22 protein-coding genes are annotated in these 21,592 nt (G+C 70.0%); 17 read left to right on the top strand and 5 right to left on the bottom strand.

Features of this window, described 5'->3' with window-relative positions; genetic code table 11:
• The first annotated feature begins 17 nt into the window (after positions 1-17).
• The 4 genes from ychF (at position 18) to ABD714_RS15520 (ending at position 3,007) form a co-directional block, all read left to right on the top strand.
• Positions 18-1,091: a redox-regulated ATPase YchF gene (gene ychF, locus ABD714_RS15535; RefSeq protein WP_344813300.1), complete on the top strand. Its 1,074-nt coding sequence runs from the start codon at positions 18-20 to the stop codon at positions 1,089-1,091.
• A 79-nt stretch (positions 1,092-1,170) separates the two neighbouring features.
• Positions 1,171-2,286, top strand: coding sequence for an aminotransferase class V-fold PLP-dependent enzyme (locus tag ABD714_RS15530; RefSeq protein ID WP_344813299.1), 1,116 nt, complete (start codon positions 1,171-1,173; stop codon positions 2,284-2,286).
• Positions 2,287-2,444: 158 nt separating this feature from the next.
• Entirely contained in the window at positions 2,445-2,639 is a 195-nt protein-coding gene (locus ABD714_RS15525) for a type II toxin-antitoxin system VapB family antitoxin (RefSeq protein ID WP_344813298.1), read from the top strand.
• On the top strand, positions 2,636-3,007 hold the full coding sequence (locus ABD714_RS15520) for a type II toxin-antitoxin system VapC family toxin (RefSeq protein ID WP_344813297.1): 372 nt from the start codon (positions 2,636-2,638) through the stop codon (positions 3,005-3,007). Before ABD714_RS15525 ends, ABD714_RS15520 begins: the two co-directional genes overlap by 4 nt.
• 26 nt (positions 3,008-3,033) lie before the next feature.
• Here ABD714_RS15520 and ABD714_RS15515 read toward each other — a convergent pair whose 3' ends face one another.
• Positions 3,034-3,471, bottom strand: a complete 438-nt coding sequence (locus tag ABD714_RS15515; protein WP_344813295.1) for a VOC family protein — start codon at positions 3,469-3,471, stop codon at positions 3,034-3,036.
• Between the two features lie 50 nt (positions 3,472-3,521).
• On the opposite strand from ABD714_RS15515, the gene ABD714_RS15510 reads away from it, so the two are divergent.
• From ABD714_RS15510 to ABD714_RS15495, 4 genes are all read left to right on the top strand, one after another.
• Positions 3,522-4,286, top strand: coding sequence for a YaaA family protein (locus ABD714_RS15510; RefSeq protein ID WP_344813294.1), 765 nt, complete (start codon positions 3,522-3,524; stop codon positions 4,284-4,286).
• A 14-nt stretch (positions 4,287-4,300) separates the two neighbouring features.
• Positions 4,301-4,870, top strand: a complete 570-nt coding sequence (locus ABD714_RS15505; protein WP_344813293.1) for a hypothetical protein — start codon at positions 4,301-4,303, stop codon at positions 4,868-4,870.
• 98 nt (positions 4,871-4,968) lie between these two features.
• Positions 4,969-5,718 (top strand): YcnI family copper-binding membrane protein, encoded by a 750-nt coding sequence (locus tag ABD714_RS15500; protein WP_344813292.1) that lies wholly within the window; start codon positions 4,969-4,971, stop codon positions 5,716-5,718.
• Entirely contained in the window at positions 5,715-6,347 is a 633-nt protein-coding gene (locus ABD714_RS15495; protein ID WP_344813291.1) for a copper resistance CopC family protein, read from the top strand. The genes ABD714_RS15500 and ABD714_RS15495 overlap by 4 nt, the downstream gene beginning before the upstream one ends.
• Before the next feature lie 314 nt (positions 6,348-6,661).
• Here the strand turns inward: ABD714_RS15495 and ABD714_RS15490 are convergent, their stop codons facing one another.
• Together ABD714_RS15490 and ABD714_RS15485 are read right to left on the bottom strand one after the other, a co-directional pair.
• On the bottom strand, positions 6,662-7,507 hold the full coding sequence (locus tag ABD714_RS15490) for an alpha/beta fold hydrolase (RefSeq protein WP_344813290.1): 846 nt from the start codon (positions 7,505-7,507) through the stop codon (positions 6,662-6,664).
• A gap of 59 nt (positions 7,508-7,566) precedes the next feature.
• Positions 7,567-8,781 (bottom strand): GNAT family N-acetyltransferase, encoded by a 1,215-nt coding sequence (locus ABD714_RS15485; protein ID WP_344813289.1) that lies wholly within the window; start codon positions 8,779-8,781, stop codon positions 7,567-7,569.
• A 51-nt stretch (positions 8,782-8,832) separates the two neighbouring features.
• On the opposite strand from ABD714_RS15485, the gene ABD714_RS15480 reads away from it, so the two are divergent.
• Both ABD714_RS15480 and pepN read left to right on the top strand, forming a co-directional pair.
• Positions 8,833-9,603 (top strand): PIG-L deacetylase family protein, encoded by a 771-nt coding sequence (locus tag ABD714_RS15480; protein WP_344813288.1) that lies wholly within the window; start codon positions 8,833-8,835, stop codon positions 9,601-9,603.
• 86 nt (positions 9,604-9,689) lie between these two features.
• The gene (gene pepN / locus ABD714_RS15475; RefSeq protein ID WP_344813286.1) at positions 9,690-12,185 is read left to right on the top strand and encodes an aminopeptidase N; all 2,496 of its coding nucleotides are present in this window, start codon (positions 9,690-9,692) and stop codon (positions 12,183-12,185) included.
• 247 nt (positions 12,186-12,432) lie between these two features.
• On the opposite strand, the gene ABD714_RS15470 is transcribed toward pepN, so the two are convergent.
• Complete coding sequence (locus ABD714_RS15470; protein WP_344813285.1) at positions 12,433-12,915, bottom strand: MarR family winged helix-turn-helix transcriptional regulator; 483 nt, start codon at positions 12,913-12,915, stop codon at positions 12,433-12,435.
• 28 nt (positions 12,916-12,943) lie between these two features.
• On the opposite strand from ABD714_RS15470, the gene ABD714_RS15465 reads away from it, so the two are divergent.
• Positions 12,944-13,381 carry a nuclear transport factor 2 family protein gene (locus ABD714_RS15465; protein ID WP_344813284.1) on the top strand — a complete coding sequence of 146 codons (438 nt, stop codon included), beginning with the start codon at positions 12,944-12,946 and terminating at the stop codon, positions 13,379-13,381.
• Between the two features lie 120 nt (positions 13,382-13,501).
• Here the strand turns inward: ABD714_RS15465 and ABD714_RS15460 are convergent, their stop codons facing one another.
• Complete coding sequence (locus ABD714_RS15460) at positions 13,502-14,221, bottom strand: ACT domain-containing protein (RefSeq protein WP_344813283.1); 720 nt, start codon at positions 14,219-14,221, stop codon at positions 13,502-13,504.
• Between the two features lie 415 nt (positions 14,222-14,636).
• Here ABD714_RS15460 and ABD714_RS15455 point away from each other — a divergent pair, with 415 nt between their 5' ends.
• From ABD714_RS15455 to mshB, 6 genes are all read left to right on the top strand, one after another.
• Positions 14,637-16,283 (top strand): peptide ABC transporter substrate-binding protein, encoded by a 1,647-nt coding sequence (locus tag ABD714_RS15455; protein WP_344813282.1) that lies wholly within the window; start codon positions 14,637-14,639, stop codon positions 16,281-16,283.
• 169 nt (positions 16,284-16,452) lie between these two features.
• Positions 16,453-17,376 (top strand): ABC transporter permease, encoded by a 924-nt coding sequence (locus ABD714_RS15450; protein WP_344813281.1) that lies wholly within the window; start codon positions 16,453-16,455, stop codon positions 17,374-17,376.
• Positions 17,369-18,346, top strand: a complete 978-nt coding sequence (locus ABD714_RS15445) for an ABC transporter permease (protein WP_344813280.1) — start codon at positions 17,369-17,371, stop codon at positions 18,344-18,346. The genes ABD714_RS15450 and ABD714_RS15445 overlap by 8 nt, the downstream gene beginning before the upstream one ends.
• A 25-nt stretch (positions 18,347-18,371) precedes the next feature.
• Complete coding sequence (locus ABD714_RS15440; RefSeq protein WP_344813279.1) at positions 18,372-19,520, top strand: ABC transporter ATP-binding protein; 1,149 nt, start codon at positions 18,372-18,374, stop codon at positions 19,518-19,520.
• Positions 19,517-20,521, top strand: a complete 1,005-nt coding sequence (locus ABD714_RS15435) for an ABC transporter ATP-binding protein (RefSeq protein ID WP_344813277.1) — start codon at positions 19,517-19,519, stop codon at positions 20,519-20,521. The genes ABD714_RS15440 and ABD714_RS15435 overlap by 4 nt, the downstream gene beginning before the upstream one ends.
• 108 nt (positions 20,522-20,629) lie before the next feature.
• Positions 20,630-21,580, top strand: coding sequence for an N-acetyl-1-D-myo-inositol-2-amino-2-deoxy-alpha-D-glucopyranoside deacetylase (gene mshB, locus ABD714_RS15430; protein WP_344813276.1), 951 nt, complete (start codon positions 20,630-20,632; stop codon positions 21,578-21,580).
• Positions 21,581-21,592: the final 12 nt, after the last annotated feature.

Raw genomic sequence — 21,592 nt, 5'->3', positions numbered from 1 at the left:
CCATATGCTTGTCCGTCGTGGCACTCACCATCGGCATCGTCGGTCTCCCCAACGCGGGCAAGTCGACCCTCTTCAACGCCCTGACCCGCAACGACGTGCTGGCGGCGAACTACCCGTTCGCCACGATCGAGCCCAACGTCGGCGTGGTCGGTGTCCCCGACGCGCGGTTGGCGGTCCTGGCCGAGCTGTTCGCCTCCGAGCGCGTCGTGCCGGCCACCGTGAGCTTCGTCGACATCGCCGGCATCGTCCGCGGCGCCAGCCAGGGCGAGGGGATGGGGAACGCCTTCCTGTCCCACATCCGCGAGGCGGAGGCGATCTGCCAGGTCACCCGGGTGTTCACCGACCCCGACGTCACCCACGTGGACGGGAAGGTCAACCCCGGCAGCGACATCGAGACCATCTCCACCGAGCTGATCCTGGCCGACCTGCAGACGCTGGAGCGGGCACTGCCGCGGTTGGAGAAGGAAGCCCGGATCAACAAGGACAAGCTGGCGACGGTGCAGGCGCTCAAGGAGGCGCAGGAGGTGCTGGACAGCGGCCGGACGGTGTTCGCGGCCGGGCTCGACCCGGCCCCGCTGCGCGAGCTGTTCCTGCTCACCGCCAAGCCGTTCATCTACGTCTTCAACTGCGACTCCGACGAGCTGGCCGACGAGGCACTGCTGGACCGGATGCGGGCGCTGGTGGCACCGGCCGAGGCGATCTTCCTGGACGCCAAGATCGAGTCCGAGCTGGTCGAGATGGAGCCGGACGAGGCCCGCGAGCTGCTGGCCGAGATGGACGTGGCCGAGCCCGGTCTGGACGTCCTCGCCCGGGTCGGCTTCGACACCCTCGGCCTGCAGACCTACCTGACCGCCGGCCCCAAGGAGTCCCGGGCCTGGACCATCCCCAAGGGCGCCACCGCCCCCGAGGCGGCCGGTGTCATCCACACCGACTTCCAGAAGGGCTTCATCAAGGCCGAGGTCGTCTCCTACGACGACCTGGTCGACGCCGGTTCGATGCAGACGGCCAAGTCACGCGGCAAGGTGCGGCTGGAGGGCAAGGACTACGTGATGGCCGACGGTGACGTGGTGGAGTTCCGCTTCAACGTGTGAGTCGGGCGCCGCGCGCAGCGCACCAACGCTGGCTCCACGGGGGACGCCCGGCCGCCGGTCCGTGTGGCAGTCTGCCGTTGTGACCCTGCCCCGCCCCGAGATCGACCCCGACGGCCTGCTCGAGTACTCGGTGGTCTTCACCGACCGCTCCCTGAACCACATGTCGACCCGCTTCGTGGGGGTGATGCAGGACATCATCGACGTCCTGCGCACCACCTACCGGGCCGAGACGGTCGCGGTCGTCCCGGGCGGTGGCACGTACGGGATGGAGGCGGTCGCCCGACAGCTGGCCACCGGCAAGCGCTGTCTCGTGGTGCGCAACGGTCTGTTCTCCTACCGCTGGTCGGCGATCTTCGAGGCCGGCGGGATCCCGGGGGAGACGGTCGTCTGCCAAGCGCGGCAGACCGCTGACGAGGCGCAGGCGCCGTGGACCCCCGCGCCGGTCGACGAGGTGGTGGCCGCCGTCGAGCAGCAACGACCGGAGCTCGTGATCGCTGCCCACGTGGAGACGGCGGCGGGCATCCTGCTGCCCGACGACTACGTCCGTACGGTGGCCGCGGCAACCCACGCCGTCGGCGGGCTGATGGTGCTCGACTGCATCGCCTCGGGGGCCCTGTGGGTGGACATGAGCGACCTCGGGGTCGACGTCCTGCTCAGTGCACCGCAGAAGGGCTGGAGCGGAACCCCCTGCGCGGGGTACGTGATGTTGAGCGCGGCCGGCCGGGAGAGGGTCCTGGCCACCACCTCGACCAGCTTCGCGGTGGATCTGCGGAAGTGGCTGACGATCACGGAGGCCTACACCGAGGGCCAGACGCCGTACCACGCCACGCTGCCGACCGACGGCCTCGCCCACAACGCCGCCCTGATGCTGGAGACCCGCGAGCTCGGGCTGGAGACGCTGCGGGCTGCGCAGCTGCAGCTGGGCACCCGGGTCCGCGCCGTGCTGGCCGACCGCGGCTATCCGTCCGTCGCCGCGCCGGCGTTCGCGGCCTCCAGCGTGGTCGTCGCCTACACCGACGACCCCGAGATCCGCACTGGGGCCAAGCTCAAGCAGCACGGTCTGCAGATCGCCGCCGGTGTGCCGCTGATGTGCGGTGAGCGGGACGACTACTCCACCTTCCGGGTGGGCCTGTTCGGCCTGGACAAGCTCACAGACGTGGACGGTACGGTCGAGCGGCTCGCAGCCCGGCTCTGACAACTTGGTCTGGGCGCCGGCTCGGTCACGCGGGCGCCCACCGCTTAGGTGGCGATCTGTCACCGACATCGGTGGGCATCCTCCACTCAGTGCGGTCCGGCATCAGGACGTCGATATTGACACTGCTTCTAGGCATCAAATGGTGACATCATTGATGCATGAGAACCACGATCAACCTCGATGACGAGCTGGTGCGCGTTGCCGCCGAGCTGACCGGTCGGAGTGAGAAGAGTGCGCTCGTCAGGCTCGGTCTGGAGGCGCTGATCGTGCGCGAGTCGTCGCGGCGTCTGGCTGCTCTGGGCGGTACAGATCCCGGAGCGTCCGCGCCTCCGCGTGGTCGAACCGATCGATGATCCTGGTCGACACGGCGGTCTGGATCGACCACCTTCACTCACGTGAGCCGCGTCTGGTGTCACTTCTGCTGGACGCTGAGGTCTGCGTCCACCCGATGGTGGTCGGCGAACTGGCTCTGGGTTCCCTGCGAGACAGGTCAGGGGTGCTCGCGTTGATGCGCCATCTGCCCGAGGTGCCGACGGCAGCGCATCACGAGGTTCTCGATTTCGTCGAGACCCACGATCTCCACGGGACGGGGCTCAGTCTGGTCGACGCTCACCTGCTGGCGGCGCTCAGGCTCAGCAGGACGGATCGCTTGTGGACCCGCGATCGCCGGCTACGTCAGGCCGCGGAGCGGCTCGACGTCGTGGCTGACGACGTGGTTTGACTGCCGGACCACCTGACCCGGGCTGATCAGTCCAGGCAGAACTCGTTGCCCTGGGGATCGGCCATGGTGATGAAGCCGTTCTCCAAGGGCGGCTGCGGCTCGATCCGGTAGAGCTTGGTCGCCCCCAGGGCGACCAGCCGCTCGCACTCGGCCTCCAGCACGGCCATCCGCTTCCCGCCGGCCAGCCCGACCGCGTTGCGGACGTCGAGGTGCAGTCGGTTCTTGGCCGTCTTCGCCTCCGGCACCTGCTGGATGAAGATGCGGGGACCCACGCCGTCGGGGTCGACGATCGCCGAACGAGAGTTCCACAGCTCCTCGGGCACACCGAACGCGGTCAACGCCTCGTCCCAGGTCGCGTAGCCCTCGGGTGGGGCCTCCACCACGTAGCCCAGGGCCGCGGCCCAGAAGTCCGCCAGCGCCCGTGGATCGGTGGCATCGAAGGTGATCTGGATAGTCTTCGCCATGCCCTCACCGTGACACGAGGGTCTGACACCGAGAAGAGGGGACCGAGCAGGTGCTGGTGCTGCTGCCGCCCTCGGAGACCAAGCGCGCCGGCGGTCGGCGGGCGCCGCTGGTGCTGGACCGCCTGGCTCTGCCCGAGCTTACGCCGCAGCGGGACGCCACCATCGACGCGCTCGGTGCCCTGGCCGAAGACCCCGACGAGGCCGCTCGGGTGCTCAAGCTGAGCGTCCGGCAGCAGGCCGACGTCGCCGCGAACCTGGCCCTGCGCACCGGTCCGACGCTGCCCGCGGTCGACCGGTACACCGGTGTCCTCTACGACGCTCTCGACGCCGGGTCGCTGGACGCAGCCGCTCGCCGCTGGCTCGGTCGACACGCCCTCATCCACGCGGCCGCCTTCGGCCCGGTCGGCGCGCTGGACCGGATTCCTGCCTACCGGCTCGGTCCCGCGACGACCCTGCCCGGTCTCCCGCCGCCGCGCCGGGTCTGGGCGGACGCCGTCGCCGACGCCCTCCAGACCAAGGGGGAGCCGTTCGTCCTGGACCTGCGCTCGGAGGCGTACGTCGCCCTCGGTCCGGTGCCGGGCTCGGTGCCGTCCGCCTACGTCCGGGTCGTCACCACCTCTGCCGACGGCACCGTGCGGGCGCTCAACCACTTCAACAAGACGGCGAAGGGCCGGTTGGTCCGCGCCCTGGCCGACTCCCGCCCGGCGATCCGGTCCCTCCGCGGTCTGCTGAGGTGGGCCGGATCCGCCGGTATCCCCCTGACCCCCGCCCCGAACGGGGAGCTGCTGCTGCACGCCGGGATCTCGGCCTCATGACCTACGCTCCTGGCATGACTCTCACCGGCGGCTGGGCGCGGCTCGCCCGCGCCGGGGTGCTGGGGGGAGCCTCGCTGTTCCTGGCCACGGCCGGGCACGTCCTCGGCGGCGGCACCCTGCCCGGCGCCGGTCTGCTGGCGCTGACCGCTGTCGGCCTGGGACTGCTGGCCGTCACCTTGACGGCGCGCCGGCTGCGGTTCGGGGTGCTGCTGGCCGCTCTCGGGGTGGAGCAGCTGCTGCTGCACCTGCTGTTCCACGCCTCCACCGCCGCCGTCACCTGCGCGACGGTGGCCATGCCCGGGCACGCCATGACCGTAGGGTCCGTGTGCGGCACCGGCGCGGCGACGACCGCCGGGTGGCCGATGCTGCTCGGCCACGTCCTCGCCGTGCTGGCCACCGCGTGGTTGCTGGCCCGCGGCGAGCGCTGGCTGTGGTCGGTGGCCGACCGGATCCACCGCTGCACCGGTCCGACCGCGGCTCGGGTCCGACAACCCCGCCCTACAGTGGTGCCCGTCCTCGCGACGTTCCTGAGCCCCACCCGCTGGGTGCTCACCGGTCCCCGCGCTCCTCCGGTCCTGATCTGACCCCCCTCGGTGCCTTCACGCACCGCCGCGGTGCCTCGGCACCCGTTCCCGTACGCCCGCGTGGCGTCGTCAGATCACTTCCGCACAAGGACCTTTCGATGAACCTCTTCCTCCTCCGCCCGGCTGCGCGCCGTCGGCGGTCCCTGCTCATCGTGGCCGGCCTGGCCACCGCCGGCCTCATCCTGCTGCCGGCGGTCACCGCCTCCGCCCACGTCCGCGTCACCCCCGACAACCCGATCAGCGGAGCGTTCAGCGCGCTCACCTTCCGGGTGCCCAACGAGTCCGAGACCGCGGGAACGGTGAAGCTCACGGTCGACCTGCCGCAGGACAACCCGTTCCTCTACGTCAGCACCAAACCCGTCCCCGGGTGGACCGCGGTCGCCACCACGTCGAAGCTGGCCAAGCCGGTGGAGTCGTACGGGACGACGCTCACCGAGGCGGTCAGCCAGGTCACCTGGACCGCCGACAAGGGTGTGGCCATCGGCCCCGGGCAGTACCAGGAGTTCTCCCTCTCGGTCGGACCGCTCCCGGCAGCGGGCACCGTCGCGCTGCCTACGACCCAGACCTACAGCGACGGGAAGGTCGTCGCCTGGGACCAGCCGACCCCGGTGTCGGGGGAGGAGCCGGAGCGTCCCGCCCCCGAGCTGGAGGTCGTCGCGGCCGCCGGCGACGCCACCCCGGCCACGCCGGCCGCCCGCTCGGGTGAAGCCGCCCCCGCGGCACCGGCGGGGACGGCCGACCCGGTCGCACGTGCGCTCGGCGGTGTCGGTCTGGCCGCCGCCCTGGTGGCCCTGGTGCTCGCCGGTCTCGCCCGGCGACGCGGCACGGGTTCGGCGGCGAGCGCGTGAACCGCCGGGATCCGGGTCACGGCCACCTGTGGGCGGTGGCCATGGTGGTGGCGGTGCTGTTCACCCTGGTCGGCACGCCCCAGACCGCGTCCGCGCACAACGCCCTGGTCTCCACCACGCCCGGCGACGGAAAGACCGTCGCCGAGCCCCCGTCCTCGGTCGTGCTGACCTTCAACGAACCGGCCATCGCCACGGGGACCAAGGTGCTCGTCACCGGTCCGGACGGTGCCTCGGCGACGGACGGCGACCCGAAGCTGGTGGACAACACCGTCGAGCAGGACCTGGAGTCCCAGCTGCCGGCAGGGGAGTACGAGGTCGAGTGGCGGGTCACGTCGGCCGACGGTCACCCGATCAACGGACGGTTCACCTTCACGGTGCGGACCGGGACGGAGACCAGTGCGTCGCCGTCGGCCACTCCGACCACCTCGTCCTCGGCCAGTCCGAGCCCGTCGGTGGCGTCCTCGTCTCCCGTACCGACGGCGACCGACCTGCCGACCAACGTCGCGACGCCGGTCGCGTCGCCCGCGGACCAGACCGGGGCGTCGCGTTCGGGGTGGTGGTGGCTGCTGGCGGTCGTGCCCGTCGGTCTCGCCGCCGTCCTCGGCTACCGGTTCAACCGCCGCCGCTGAATCAGCCTGGTGCCGCTGACCGCATCGCTCCGGCCCGGATCGTCCCGTTCACGCGGGCCGGTCCGGGCCCCGGGTGGCGCGCCTGGACCAGACGGTCGACGTGGCCTGGAAACCGGTCGGTCCGTGGCGTGCGGCTGCCCACGGACAGACCGTTCCTGGCTCCGGGGCGGGATCTGGCCGCCAGGCACCCGTACGGAGGGACCGTTTCCCGCCCGGGGGTCACGAACGGTGACCTCCAGGCAGCGGCCGATCAGGTCACGCCCACCCAGAGACCTCCAACGTCCGCACCTTCCTCACCGCCGCCCCGCTCAGGATCACACCGTCTCCGGATGACGGTCCAGGTGCGCCAGCACCGCGGCGGCCAGCTCGTCGGGGCGCTCGTCGGGGATCCAGTGCGAGGCGCCGGCGAGCTCGACGAAGGTGTAGTCGCCGTCCACGAAGTCACGGGTCCGCTCGGCCGCCTCGCGGCCCAGGGCGGCGTCGCGGTCGCTCCACACGTACAGGCTGGGGACGGTGATCCGACCGGCCCCGGGCGCCCCCTTCACCCGCATCGTCCGGTACCAGTTGACCGCCCCGGTCGCGGTGGTCCGGTCGCTGAGCAGCCGCCCCATGGCCGCCGGGTCCTCCGCCCCGCTGGCGGCGAACAGGCGCGCGGCCAGCCGCCCGCCACCGGCGCCGAGGAGGGTCTCGGGGAGCCACGGCAGCTGGAAGAGCAGCATGTACCACGACCGCAACGCCTGCGGTCCCTTGAACGCCTGCCACAGGGCGGCGGGGTGCGGGGTCGAGGCGACCGAGACCGTACGGATGCGGTCGGGGTGCCGAGAACCCAGGTACCAGGCGACGGCGCCGCCCCAGTCGTGTCCGAGCACGTCGACCCGGTCCAGACCGGCGGCGTCGGCCAGCGCCAGGACGTCGCCGGCGAGCTTGTCCATCGTGTACGCCGCCACCTCGCCCGGGCGGGCCCCGACGGAGTAGCCCCGCTGCTCGGGGGCCAGCACCCGCACCCCGGCCGGGGTGAGCCGGGCCGCCACCCGCTCCCAGCTGAGCGCCGTCTGGGGGAAGCCGTGCAGGGCGATCACGGTGCGGCCGTCGGCCGAACCCCATTCGTGGACACCGAAGCGGAAGCCGTCGTGGGCGAAGCTGGTCAGCGGTGCGGTCATCGTGGCTCGTCTCGGTCGGGCTCGGTCGGGAGGGGTCGAACAGGATCTGCGAGCGGTGATCAGTAGTAGTCCCGGATGTGGAACTGCCGCCCGCCGAACAGCGTGTCCCAGACCGCGTCCTGCTCCGGTCGGCCGCCGGTCAGCAGCCCGGCCCACCGCAGGTTCGCACAGGACTGCACGCCCGCGTAGAGCAGCGCCAGACCCCGGGGATGGAAGGTGCGGTCGTCGGTGTGGTCCTCGGCCGTGCAGCCGCCGACGCCCTCGGCGACCTCGAACCGGTAGGTCCCGGCGATCCGGTTGGCACCGTCCTCGCCGACCCGGAAGCCGAGCCGGGCGGCCAGGAACCACGGGTAGCCACGTCGGGAGAGGGCGCCGGCGACGTCGATGACCGCCAGCATGTACGGGTCGCTGCCCACCGTCTCCCAGGCCTTGCCGGGCAGGAACTGCCGGATCACGTCGTCGCCCGAGGTGTCGATCTTCGTCCGCGGGGCGACCGTGGAGAAGCTCCCGATCGTGCGCAGCAGAGCCCGGTAGCCGTCGGTGGAGAGGGCGAGCAGGTCCGACACCTCGATCGTGCCGCGCTCGTCGTAGTGCTGACCGCGTTCCCAGGACGCGTAGCCGACGACGCGGTCATCGCCGTCGAGGGCCACGGTGATGCCGTCGAACTCGTCCAGCAGCTCGGTGTCGGTGGTGGGGAAGGAGACACCACGCCTGGTCAGCGGGCCGTTCTGGGCCGCGGCCCAGGTGTCGTACACCTCGCGGACGGCCGGCAGGTCGCCTTGCTCGGCGCGCCGGACGCGCACTCCGAACGGCGGCGGGACCGCCCCCAGGTCGACCGTGGCCACCGCGACGGTCCGGTAGTCACTGACCAGCTCGTAGCCGAACCGCCGGTAGATCCGGGCGGCCGTCGGGTAGAGCCCGGACACCACCGCGCCCCGCTCCAAGGCAGCGTCCAGAGCGGCGCCGAACAGCGGGGACAGGGCGCCGCGGCCCCGGTCCTCCAGCGCCACGGTCACGCCCGCGATCCCGCAGGTCGGCACCGGCACCCCACCGAACCAGGAGTCGTACGCCCGGTCGGCGAGCCGCGCCACCAGCCGGTCGCCGGCGAACGCCCCGTGGAAGGCGCGCCCCGGCAGGTCCAGCGTGGCGGGCTCGGTGGGAGGGGTGGTCGGCATCCCGAACGCCTCGAAACCGAGGGTGCGGGAGGCGTCGGCGTCGGTGCTCTCCAGGGGCCGGATGACGAGCGGCCGGGTCGGCGGCAGATCGGGTGACATGACCCCATCATTTCGCGAGCGCGGCCGGCTGTACGGGTCTACCCTTCGGCCATGAACGCTGCACCGGCGGGGCGGCTTCCGACCGTCCCCGAGGACTGGGACACCGCGCTCGCGGTGGTCGCCCATCCCGACGACATCGAGTACGGCGCGGCCTCGGCCGTCGCCCGCTGGACGGCCCAGGGCAAGTCGATCAGCTACCTGCTGGCCAGCCGCGGCGAGGCCGGCATCGACGCCATCGACCCGGCCGAGGCCGCACCGCTCCGGGAGGCCGAGGAGCGGACCGGTGCTCGGGCCGTCGGGGTGGAGACGGTCGAGTTCCTCGACCACCACGACGGGGTGATCGAGAACTCCGTGGAGCTCCGCCGGGAGATCACCCGGGCCATCCGCACCCACCGCCCGCAGGTGCTGATCACCGGCAACTACGACGTGAAGATGTTCGGCGGGATGACCAACCAGGCCGACCACCGCGCCGTCGGACTGGCCACCCTCGACGCCGCCCGGGACGCCGGCAACCGGTGGATCTTCCCGGAGCTGATCAGCGAGGAGGGTTTGGAGCCGTGGGGCGGGGTCCGCTTCATCCTGGTGGCCGGCACCGCCACCCCCAGCCACGGCGTGGACGTGACCGGCGAACCGTTGCGTCGCGGCATCGAGTCGCTGCGGGCGCACGCGCAGTACACCACCGGGCTCGGTCGGGCCTCCTTCGATCCGGAGCCGTTCCTGACCTGGTTCGCCTCCGAGGGCGGTGCGGCGACGGGGGTCGTCTCGGCGGTGCTGTTCGACGTGCACTGGATCGTGCCGCCCGGACCGCCGCCCTGGGTCTGACCGCCGCCCTGGGTCTGACCGCCGCTCCCGTCGAGACATAGGGTCGAACGGTGCCTTCCAGTGACGCAGTGTCTTCCAGCGACGCAGTGCCTTCCGACGATGGCGGCACCACCGCCCCGGCGACCCTCAGCCTGACCCGCCGCGAGGCCGAGCAGCGGGCCGCGACGATCACGGTCGAGCACACCGAGGTCACCCTCGATCTCACCCGCCACGGTCTGACCTTCGACTCGGTCAGCGTCATCCGGTTCTCGTTGACCGACGGGGCGGCGCCCGGCGCCGAGACCTTCGTCGACTTCAAGGGGGAGCAGCTCGGATCCGTCGAGCTCAACGGCGTGGCGCTCGACCCCGCCACCTGGCGGCAGGGCCGGATCCCACTGACCGGCCTGCAGCAGCACAACACCCTGCGGATCGCCGGCACGATGGCGTACTCCAGCGACGGCGAGGGACTGCACCGGCACACCGACCCCGCCGACCAGCGGACGTACCTCTACGCGATGTCCTTCCTCGCCGCGGCCCCCCGGTGGTTCGGCTGCTTCGACCAGCCCGACCTCAAGTCGACGTACGCCTTCGACGTCACCGCGCCGGTGGACTGGACCGTGCTGGGCAACGGGCCGAGCGCCGCTGTCGAACCAGGACGCTGGCAGATCCGCCCGACGGCCCCGCTCTCCACGTACTTCGTGACGCTGGTGGCCGGGCCGTACGCGTCCTGCTACCGCGAGCACGACGGGATCCGGCTCGGCTTCCACGCGCGCGCCTCGTTGTCGGCGTCGCTGGAGACCGAGGTCGCCGACCTGCACGAGGTGACGGCCGCCTCGTTCGACTACTACCACCAGCTGTTCGGGGTCCGTTACCCGTTCGGTGAGTACCACCAGGCCTTCGTGCCGGACTTCAACGCCGGCGCGATGGAGAACCCGGGCTGCGTGACGCTGCGGGACCAGTACATCTACCGAGGCCGGGCGACGCGGACCGAGCGAGCCTCCCGCGCCGGCACGGTGGCCCACGAGATGGCGCACATGTGGTTCGGGGACCTGGTCACGATGCGGTGGTGGGACGACCTGTGGCTGAACGAGTCGTTCGCCGAGTACGCCGCCCACCGCTGCTGCACCGAGGGCACGACGTACCCGCTGTGGACGGAGTTCGGGATCGTGCGCAAGGACTGGGGCTCGGTCGCCGACCAGTCCCCGTCCACCCACCCGGTGGCCGGCAACGGTGCCGTCGACGCCGAGGCGGCCCTGCAGGACTTCGACGGGATCTCCTACGCCAAGGGGGCCTCGGTGTTGAAGCAGCTCGTCGCCCACCTCGGCGACCACATCTTCCTGACCGGCCTACGTGACTACTTCACCACCCACGCGTACGGCAACGCGGCTCTGTCCGACCTCCTGGCTGCCTGGCAGCGCGCCGGGGCGACGGATCTCGAAGCCTGGGCCGAGGCCTGGCTGCAGACGTCGGGGCTCGACACCCTGACCATCGACGGCTCCACCCTCGTACGGCGAGCGCCGGCCGACGCGACCGTCGCCCGGCCCCACACGATCGCGGTGGCGGCCGTGGGACGTGACGGGCGCGAGGTCGGCCGCGAGCAGGTCACGCTCACCGGTGCCCGGGTCGACCTGGACCTGGTCGGCGACGACGCGACCGTGCTCGTTCCGGACGCCGACGACGACACCTGGGCCAAGATCCGGTTCGACGCTGACTGGGCCGCGGTGGGGGCGCTCGCGCCCACGATCCAGCGCGCGGCGACCCGGGTGGTGGTGGTCAACGCGTTCCGGGACGCCGTGCGCAGCGCCGAGGTCGACCCCGCCCTGGCCCTCGACACGCTGCTGGAGATGGCGACCGTGGACGGCGAGGACGTCGTCGTCGGTGCGGTGCTGCGGTTCTCCAGCGAGGTGCTGGCGTCCACCTTCACCCCGGTCGACCGCCGGGCGGAGCGGCTCGCCCTGGTCCACCGGACCGCCCGGACGGTGACCGACGCGGCGGACGAGGGATCGGACCGCCAGCTGCTCGGCTTCCGCTACGCCGTCGCGAGCTGTGCCGACGCGGAGCTGCTCCGGCACTGGCTGGACGGTCGGGACCTCCCGCCCGGGCTGCCGCTCGACCCGGAGCTGACCTGGGCGGTGGTCGTGCGGCTGGCCGAGGTCAGCGGCGACGACTGGCCGATCGAGCGCACCCTGCTGCGTGACCCCTCGGCCTCCGGCAGCGTCCACGCGGCCCGCGCCCGGGCCTCGCGGCCCCACCCGGCGGCCAAGGAGGCGGCGTGGCAGGCGCTGATCGGCGCATCGGAGACCCCGGCCTCGGAGCTGTACGCGGTGGCCAAGGGCTTCTTCCGGCCCGGCCAGACCGACCTCACGGACGGCTACGTGTCGCGTTTCTTCGCCGAGATGCCGGCCACCGCGGCGTTCCGCAGCGGGTGGGCCCTCGGCCAGATCGTCACCGACGCGTTCCCCCTGGTGCACGCGTCTCCGGAGACCCTGGCCCTGGCCGAGGAGACGCTCGCGCAGGACCTCCCCGCGGCCGTCCGCCGCTCCATGACCGACGGCACCGACGTGATGCGGCGCGCGGTGGCGTCGGTCCGCCGCTTCGGCTGACGGGTCGGACAGGGACTCCCGGGGCTCCCGTCGTCCGGGAACGTCGATGATGTCTCGACCATCGCCGGAGGACACGCTCCGAACTCTGACCGGTCACGAGCGCTGCTGTCGAGGTCCTCCCGCAGTCACGCCTGCTCCCGACCGAGCCGCCAGGACGACGACGAGTCCGGATCGTCGTAGCGGTGAAGCCACTGCTCGCCGTTGCAGGACATGCCGTGCAGCTCGGTCGTGGCAGAGTCTCGACTCCTCACAGGAAGTCAGGCGTGGGCGGTGGGACTGCCCGATGCTGGATCGCCGTGGCCAAGCCGAAGGACTCGATCACGGTGGCGAGGGCCTCCAGTGCGTGATCGTGATCTTGATCACCGAGCGCGTCTCGGACGCGCCGGTCGATCGCTCGCCGGGTCGCGCGAGAGGCCTCGATCGCCTGTCGGCCCTTGTCAGTGAGTTGGACCGGTCGACTCCTCCTGTCCGCGGGCTCGGGGACGAATTCGACGATTCCGAGGCCAACCAGCTCCCGGACAGCCTTCGAAACCGCTTGCTGGGTGATGCCGAGGTCTGCAGCGACCTCGGTTGCCGTGGCCGGTGCTACGAGCAACCGCTGGATCAGGTACCCGTGGCCGTGACGAAGGCCCGTGCCTTCGAGGGACTGCAGCACGACGCGACTCATGACGTCGCCGAGCAGCATCACAGCTGAGGGAAAGTCGAGCGACGGCAGCTCATCCGGTGACATACAACTATGATTGTGTATTATCGCCTCCATGCGCAGCGGCACCGCCGATGAACCAGCGGCCGACGTCGAAGAACTCGTCCGTCGTTACTTCGCCGTCGTGGCTGACCTCGCGTCAACAGCCGACGACCTCCGCCCGCTCCTCAGCGCTGACCTCCGTGTGGTCGAACACCCCAACGCGGTGACTCCGACCGGAGCCACTCGGGATCTCACCGACACGATCGCCGGCTTTCACGCCGGCAAGAGTCTGCTGCGAGAACAGCAGTTCGACATCCACGAGATCCTCGCCGTCGACGACCGAGCCGCAGTCCGAGGCACCTGGAAGGGAACAATCCGCGTCGCCGCCGGTCCGTACAGTTCGGGACAGCAGCTCGTCGCTCACGTAGCGGCCATCGTCACCACCCGCGACGGGCAGATCATTCACCATGAGTCCTTCGATTGCTACGAGCCGATCACCCCGCTGCGGTGAAGGATCCTGCTTCGTCGGCCGCTGCACCACGGTCGATGGATGGCGGATCGGACTCGACGGCAACGAGCGAGTGACGCGGCTTCGGGCGCGCAGACCTCCGAGGAGGAAGGCTCGCGAAGCTCAGGGGTGTCTGCGCTCGTAGAGCGGGGCTGCCACCGGTCTGCGATGGGCCGTCTGGGGATCCGTCGTGGACTGGGGCTGGTCGAACATGTCCGCGGTGGCTGTTGCTCCTGTGACTTGGGCGAGTCGCGCGAGCTCGGAGCCGAAGAACGGGGGTTCGCCACGGCGGGCGACGATCACCGCTCGTTGGTCGGTCGTGGGCGAGACGACGGCATGGTGGGCGTCTGCCCCTGGGATCCAATCGGGTTCGAGGGCTACTCGGTGGAGGGTGTCGAAGGGACCGAATCTTCGCAGGAGGTCGGCGTCGAGGTCGGGTGCACCCGGGGTGGCGAAGGTGACCTGTGGCGCTGCCGACACGTCGAGCAAGACGCTCCACTGGGCCCGAAAGACCAACGGAGCCGTGGACGCCAAAATCTCATCCGATCGGGAGGGATCGGCGGCGATGCGTCGGTGCAGCTCGATGTCGTACTCGATGCCGCCGCCACGTGGATAGTTGCGCACCCATTCCACCTGCACCGACTCCAGACGGTCGCAGGCCTCCACCAGGTTCTCCACCGTCTGGGTGGGCGGCAGATCCAGGATGAACTCCTCCACCTCGATGTCGCCGCGCTTCTCGACGATCTCTACCAGGTTGATGTCGGCGCCGAGCGCACCTAGTGCTGATGCCACGGCGCCCAGGGTTCCCGGCCGATTCGGCATCTGAACTCGCATGAGCAGCACTCGACAATTCTGCAGCACCTGGCATCGACGGTGGACCGACTTGCGCTGCAGCTCGCCGTCGGCGAGGTCGACTGCCGCGCCGCTGGCAGCAGACGCTCGTTGTCGTCGTCACGGACTGCGACGGCACATGCTCTTCGGCCACCGACCAGACCATGCTGTGACCACCGGGATGACAGTGACCCAGGGCTCGCGCGGCGCTGTCCGGTGGCCGTATGCGCCCTCTCGGCGCCGGATTTGGTGACGCAGACCCCGACGTCACAATCTTGTTGCGCCTCTTGCTGAGTTCTCCCCAAGAGTTGCCGTAACTGCTTTCATGGCCTAGAAAGGGTTACCGCTCGGTAATCGAGCAGCGACGTCAGCGCTATCGCGCGCCCTGACCCAGCGGGGTGGGCGCGAACTCGGAGGAGGACATTTCATGCGAGGAAGAGCTCGCGCAGTTCTCGCCGTCGGCATCACCTCGGTCGCCCTCGTGGCGGCCGCGTGTGGTGGCGGGGGAGAGACCACCCCAGCAACCGAAGACGGGGGGCAGGCCGGCGGGGAGATCGTCATCCGGAGCTGTACCCCGCAGAACCCGCTCATCCCGGCCAACACCAACGAGGTGTGTGGCGGCAACTTCTTGGACGCCGTGACGGCCAAGCTGGTGCACTACAACCCCGACACGGCGGCTCCCGAGCTGGACATCGCCCAGTCGATCGAGACCAGCGACAACCAGAACTTCACGGTGAAGCTCAACCCGTACAAGTTCCAGGACGGCACCGACGTCAAGGCCAAGAACTTCGTCGACGCCTGGAACTGGGATGCTGACGGTCGCAACGGCAACCTGAACTCCTACTTCTTCGAGCCCATCGAGGGCTTCGCCGACGTCCAGTGCGGCACGGATGCGGCAGGCGAGTCCGATTGCGCCGGCAAGGCGCCGAAGAGCGACACGATGAGCGGCCTCAAGGTCGTCGATGACACGACCTTCACCATCAAGACCACGGGCAAGGTCTCGAACCTGCCGGTCCGGTTGGGCTACACCGCTTTCGCGCCGTTGCCGGACTCCTTCTTCGCCGACCCCAAGGCCTTCGGCACCAAGCCGATCGGCGCCGGACCGTACAAGGTCGACACCATCTCCGACACCGAGATGGTGGTCAGCAAGTTCGCCGACTACTCGGGCAAGAACGCCGGCCAGGTCGACAAGGTCACCTTCCGGATCTACAACGACGACGGTGCCGCCTACAACGACGTCGTGGCCAACAACCTCGACTTCACCGACGTCATCCCGACCGACCGGCTGACCGGTGACCTGTACAAGACCGAGCTGCCCGACCGCAATGGGATCCGGGACACCGGCACGATCGCGACGAACTCGTTCTCCTCGATCGACGACAACTTCAAGAACAAGGACCTGCGGATCGCCTTGTCGATGGCCATCGACCGGGACCTGATCAACAAGCAGATCTACAACGGCACTCGGCCGGCCCTGGACGGCTTGGTCTCCCCGGTCGTGGACGGCTTCAAGGACGGCGCCTGCGGAGAGGCCTGCAAGTTCGACGCCGCCAAGGCCAAGGCCCTGTACGAGAAGTCGGGCGGCTACAAGGGTGGCCCGCTGACCATCACGGTCAACGCGGACGGTGGCCACAAGCCGTGGGCCGATGCCGCCTGCAACTCGATCAAGAACACCCTGGGCCTGGACTGCGTGTCCAAGACGACACCGGACTTCAAGACCCTGCGGGACCAGGTCAACAAGCGTGAGATCAAGGGCCTCTTCCGCTCCGGCTGGCAGATGGACTACCCGTCGATCGAGAACTTCCTGGCTCCGCTGTACGGCACCAACGCCAGCTCGAACGACACGGACTACAGCAACAAGGCGGTCGACGCCAAGCTGGCCGAGGCGGCGGCGGCCACCAGCCCGGACGAAGCCAACAAGCTCTACCAGGAGGCCGAGGCCCAGATCCTCGAGGACTTCCCGGTGATGCCGATGTGGAGCTACTCCACGACCTTCGGCTGGTCGGATCGAGTCTCCGACGTCAAGCTGACCCCGTTCGGCACGCTGGACGTCAGCTCGATCAAGGTCAAGTGATCGTGAGCCTCACGGCTCGTTGAACGGCAGTCGGCCCGCTCGGTGCATCCGGGCGGGCCGACACTATGTTGAGCACCAGCACGCTTGCCGCACCCGACCGATCCCCGGACTCGTCCGGGCTTCGCGACCCCCTGAGTCGTGGTGCAGACCCGAAGGAGTGTGTGCCTGAATGGGTAAGTACATCCTGCGCCGTTTGCTGCAGATGATCCCGGTGATCCTCGGCGTCACGTTCATCATCTTCGTGATGGTGTACGCGCTGCCCGGTGACCCGGTGGCCGGTCGCTGTGGCGAACGACCCTGTCCCGCGTCGTACGTGGCCAAGTTCCGGGCCGAGCACAACCTGGACCGGCCGTTGCTCGTGCAGTACGTGCTCTACCTCGGCAACACCCTGCAGGGTGATCTCGGCACGACCTTCACCGGTCGCGAGGTGGCCCACGAGCTCGCCATCCGGTGGCCGACGACGATCAAGCTGGCTCTGATGGCCATCGTCGTCGAGATCGTGGTGGGCATCGGCGCCGGCGTGGCCGCCGGCATGCGACGGGGCAAGTTCGTCGACAACCTGGTCACGGTCAGCACCCTGTTGCTGATCTCGATCCCGATCTTCGTGATCGGCAGCCTCTCGCAGCTCATCTTCGGGGTGAAGCTGGGCTGGTTCCCCGTCACCTCGACCCAGGGGACCTTCTACCAGCTGATGTTGCCGGCGATCGTGCTGGCGTCGATCTCGGTGGCCTACGTGGCTCGCCTGATGCGCACCAACCTGGTCGAGAACCTCCGCGCGGACTACGTGCGCACCGCCCGGGCCAAGGGGCTCTCGCACGGACGCACCATCGGCGTCCACGCGCTGCGCAACTCGCTGATCCCGGTGATCACCTACATCGGCATCGATCTCGGGGCGCTGATGGGCGGAGCCCTGGTCACCGAGCGCATCTTCAACGTCAACGGGGTCGGCAACTTCCTCTACCGGGGGATCCAGCAGAAGGACGGGTCCATCGTGGTCGGCACGATCACCATGCTGGTGCTGGTCTTCCTGTTGGCCAACCTCGTCGTCGACGTCCTCTACGGCGTCCTGGACCCGAGGATCTCGAATGACTGAGCCGTCCAGAGAACTGACGAAGACCCCGGTCGCCCCGTCGGAGCTGGACGGCACCGGTGGTCTCGGCGACGCCCTGCTGGCGAGGCCGTCGGCCCAGGGCTCCCGCTCGCTGACCGCCGACGCGTGGCGCGAGCTCCGGCACCGGCCGATGTTCTGGGTCTCGCTCGGCCTCATCGTCGTGTTCCTGGCCATGGCGGTGGCCCCCCAGCTGTTCACTCAGACGGACCCGAACTACGCCGACCTCAACAACGCGCGGATCCCCCCGTCGGGGGCGGCCTGGTTCGGTTACGACGCGCAGGGCTACGACGTCTACGCCCGGACCATCTACGGTGCCCGGGCCTCGATCAGCGTGGGCGTCCTGGCCACCGCCTTCTCCCTGGTGCTGGGGTCGGTGCTGGGCGTGATCGCCGGCTACAAGGGCGGCTGGCTCGACGCGGTCATCGGCCGGGTCAGCGAGATCTTCCTGGCCATCCCGCTGCTGCTGGGCGGCATCCTGTTCCTCTACACGTTCCCGAACGAGATCGACACCCCGTTCGCGATCGCGGTCAGCAAGGTCGCCTTCGTGATCGCCATCCTCGCCTGGCCCACGATCACCCGGCTGATGCGCTCGAGCGTCCTGCAGGTGAAGCCGAACGACTACGTGCAGGCCGCCCGGGCTCTGGGTGCCTCCCCGCTGCGGATCATCCGTTCCCACATCGTGCCCAACGCGATGGCCTCGGTGATCGTGGTCTCGACCATCAACCTGGGTGTGTTCATCGCCGTGGAGGCGACCCTGTCGTTCCTGGGCATCGGACTGCAGCCGCCGATCATCTCCTGGGGCAGCCAGATCTCCGACGCCTCGGGCATCGGGCTGATCCAGACCGCGCCGCACATGCTGATCTTCCCAAGCATCTTCCTGTCCTTGACCGTGCTCTCCTTCATCATGCTGGGTGACGTGGTCCGTGACGCCCTCGATCCGAGACAGCGATGAGCGGCCTGACCATGAGGGGGCTCCTGTGAGCAGCCAGATCGAGACGCTCGAGACCGAGAGCAGCTGGAAGCCCCGCGACGGTGTGCTGCTGGAGGTCGATGACCTGCACGTGGAGTTCCGTACCAGAGAAGGCGTCGCCCGCGCCATCAACGGGGTGTCGTTCGACCTCCGGGAGGGCGAGACGCTGGCCATCCTGGGGGAGTCCGGGTCGGGCAAGTCCGTCACCGCGCAGGCCATCATGGGCATCCTGGACACGCCGCCCGGCTTCATCACCGGCGGCGAGCTCCGCTACTGCGGCTCCGATCTGCTGACGATGACCGAGGACCAGCGCCGTCGGATCCGCGGACCCGAGATCTCGATGGTCTTCCAGGACGCGCTGTCCGCCCTCAACCCGGTCTTCCCGATCGGCTGGCAGATCGCGGAGATGTTCCGCAAGCACCGGGGGATGAACAAGACCGACTCCCTGGAGCGGGCCGTGCAGCTGATGGAGCGGGTGTCCATCCCCGCCGCCCGGCAGCGGGTGAAGGCCTACCCGCACCAGTTCTCCGGCGGGATGCGGCAACGGATCATGATCGCGATGGCCATCGCGTTGGACCCGGCCGTGCTGATCGCCGACGAGCCCACCACGGCGCTGGACGTGACCGTGCAGGCCCAGATCATGCAGCTGCTCCAGGAGCTCCAGGACGAGCGCAAGATGGGGCTCATCCTGATCACCCACGACCTGGGGGTGGTGGCCGACGTCGCCGACCGGATCGCGGTCATGTACGCGGGTCGGATCGTCGAGCGCGGTGACATCTTCGAGATCTACCGGCAGCCCGCGCACCCGTACACGAAGGGTCTGCTCGACTCGATCCCGCGGCTGGACCAGAAGGGACAGACCCTCGCGGCGATCGGTGGGCTGCCGCCCAGCCTGACCAAGATCCCCGTCGGCTGCCCGTTCAACCCGCGGTGCCGCTACGCCGAGGACGTCTGCCGCCACGACCCGCCGCCGGCCCTGCGCGAGGTGATCTACGGACGGTTCGCGGCCTGTCACTTCTCCGAGGCGCTGCTGGAGGGCAGCGAGGAGCTGAAGGTGACCCAGACCGTCGAGGACGTCCAGCGCGCCACCGAGTTCGGTGACGAGCCCACGGTCGCCGAACACGAGGGCGACGAGCCGAAGGAGAACCTGCGATGAGCGCCGAGGTCATCCTCCGGGCGGAGGGCCTGGTCAAGTACTACCCGATCAAGGCCGGCGTGTTCCGCCGGACGGTCGGCCAGGTCAAGGCGCTCGACGGCGTCTCCTTCGACCTGCACAAGGGCGAGACCCTCGGCATCGTCGGGGAGTCGGGCTGCGGCAAGTCGACGCTCGGCCGGATGCTGATGCGGCTGGAGGAGCCGACCGCCGGCAAGCTCACCTTCGACGGCGTGGACATGTACGCCCAGGAGGGTGCCGCGATGCGGCGGCTGCGGCGGGACATCCAGATCGTCTTCCAGGACCCGTACACCTCGCTCAACCCGCGGATGACCGTGGGCGACATCGTCGGCGAGCCCTTCGAGATCCACAGCGACGTGACCCCCAAGGGGGGCCGCCGGGCCCGGGTGCAGGAGCTGCTGGAGCTGGTCGGGCTGAATCCCGAGCACATCAACCGCTACCCGCACCAGTTCTCCGGCGGACAGCGACAGCGGATCGGCATCGCCCGTGGCCTCGCCCTCAACCCCAAGGTGATCGTCTGCGACGAGCCGGTGTCGGCGCTGGACGTCTCGGTCCAGGCCCAGGTGGTCAACCTGCTGGAGGACCTGCAGCGCGAGTTCGGCCTGGCGTACGTGTTCATCGCCCACGACCTGTCGGTGGTGCGCCACATCTCGGACCGGGTGGGTGTGATGTACCTCGGCACGATGGTGGAGCTGGGGGACGAGGACCAGATCTACTCCCACCCGACGCACCCGTACACCCAGGCGCTCCTGTCGGCGGTGCCGGTGCCCGATCCGACGTTGCGCAGCGTGCGGGAGCAGATCGTGCTCACCGGCGACGTGCCGAGCCCGGCGAACCCGCCGAGCGGGTGCCGGTTCCACACCCGGTGCTGGAAGGCCCAGGAGATCTGCAGCGTCGAGGATCCCGAGCTCGTCCCGCGCCCGGACGGACGGTCGGAGCACCTGTCGGCCTGCCACTTCGCCGAGGCCCGTACGGTCGTCTGATCGGGGACCGGTGTCCGTTCCGTCGTCGTGGGTGACCGGCCCGCGGTCGTGGCGCTCGACGGCCGAGCGGGCGGTGCGGCGTCGGTGGTCGGACGTAAGGTGTTCGCCGTGACCTCGGCCGATACCCCACAGCCCGCCGACGCGCGCCCCGACCGGCGCCTGATGCTGGTGCACGCGCACCCCGACGACGAGTCGATCAACAACGGCGCCACGATGGCGCGCTACGTCGAGCAGGGGGCGCAGGTCACGCTGGTCACCTGCACCCTGGGCGAGGAGGGCGAGGTGCTGGTGCCCGACCTGCACCATCTCGCCGCGGACCACGGGGACGAGCTGGGCGAGCACCGCCTGGGCGAGCTGGCCGACGCGATGGCGTGCCTGGGGGTGACCGACTTCGTCCGGCTGGGCGGCGACCACCGGTTCCGCGACTCCGGGATGGCGTGGGCCGAGGACGGCACGGCCACCGCCCGCGACAGCCTGCGCGAGGGCATCTTCTGGACCACCGACCTGCTCACCGCGGCCAACGAGCTGGTGCCGTTGATCCGGGACCGCCGGCCGCAGGTGCTGATCACCTACAACGAGATCGGGGGCTACGGTCACCCCGACCACGTCCAGGCCCATCGCGTCGCCATGTACGGCTACCAGCTGGCCGGGATGCCGCACTACCGGCCCGATCTGGGGCCGGCCTGGCAGGTGGACCGGGTGCTGTGGACGACCATGAGCGAGAACCGGCTCCGGGAGGGGCTGCGAGCCCTGCGGGCGGCGGGTGACACCGACACCTTCGGCGGGATGGACCCCGAGGGCCCGCTCGGGCCGATGGCCGCGCCCGACGAGGCGATCGCCGTGCAGGTCGACGGCGGTCCCTGGGTCGGTCGCAAACTGGACGCGATGCGCGCGCACGCCACGCAGATCACCGCCGACGGCCAGTTCTTCAGTGGCACCGACGTCCTGGGCGACTCGATGTGGTCGCAGGAGTTCTACCGGCTCGCCGCCGGCACGGCGTACCCGAAGACCGCCGGCTGGGCCGACGACGTCTTCGCCGGTCTCGAGCTCGCGGGCTGAGGGTTGACGGTC

The organism is Microlunatus aurantiacus (assembly GCF_039536605.1).
Classification (GTDB): Bacteria; Actinomycetota; Actinomycetes; order Propionibacteriales; family Propionibacteriaceae; genus Microlunatus; species Microlunatus aurantiacus.
The sequence above is the reverse complement of the archived record's forward strand: the minus strand, read 5'-3'. Positions and strand labels throughout refer to the sequence as shown.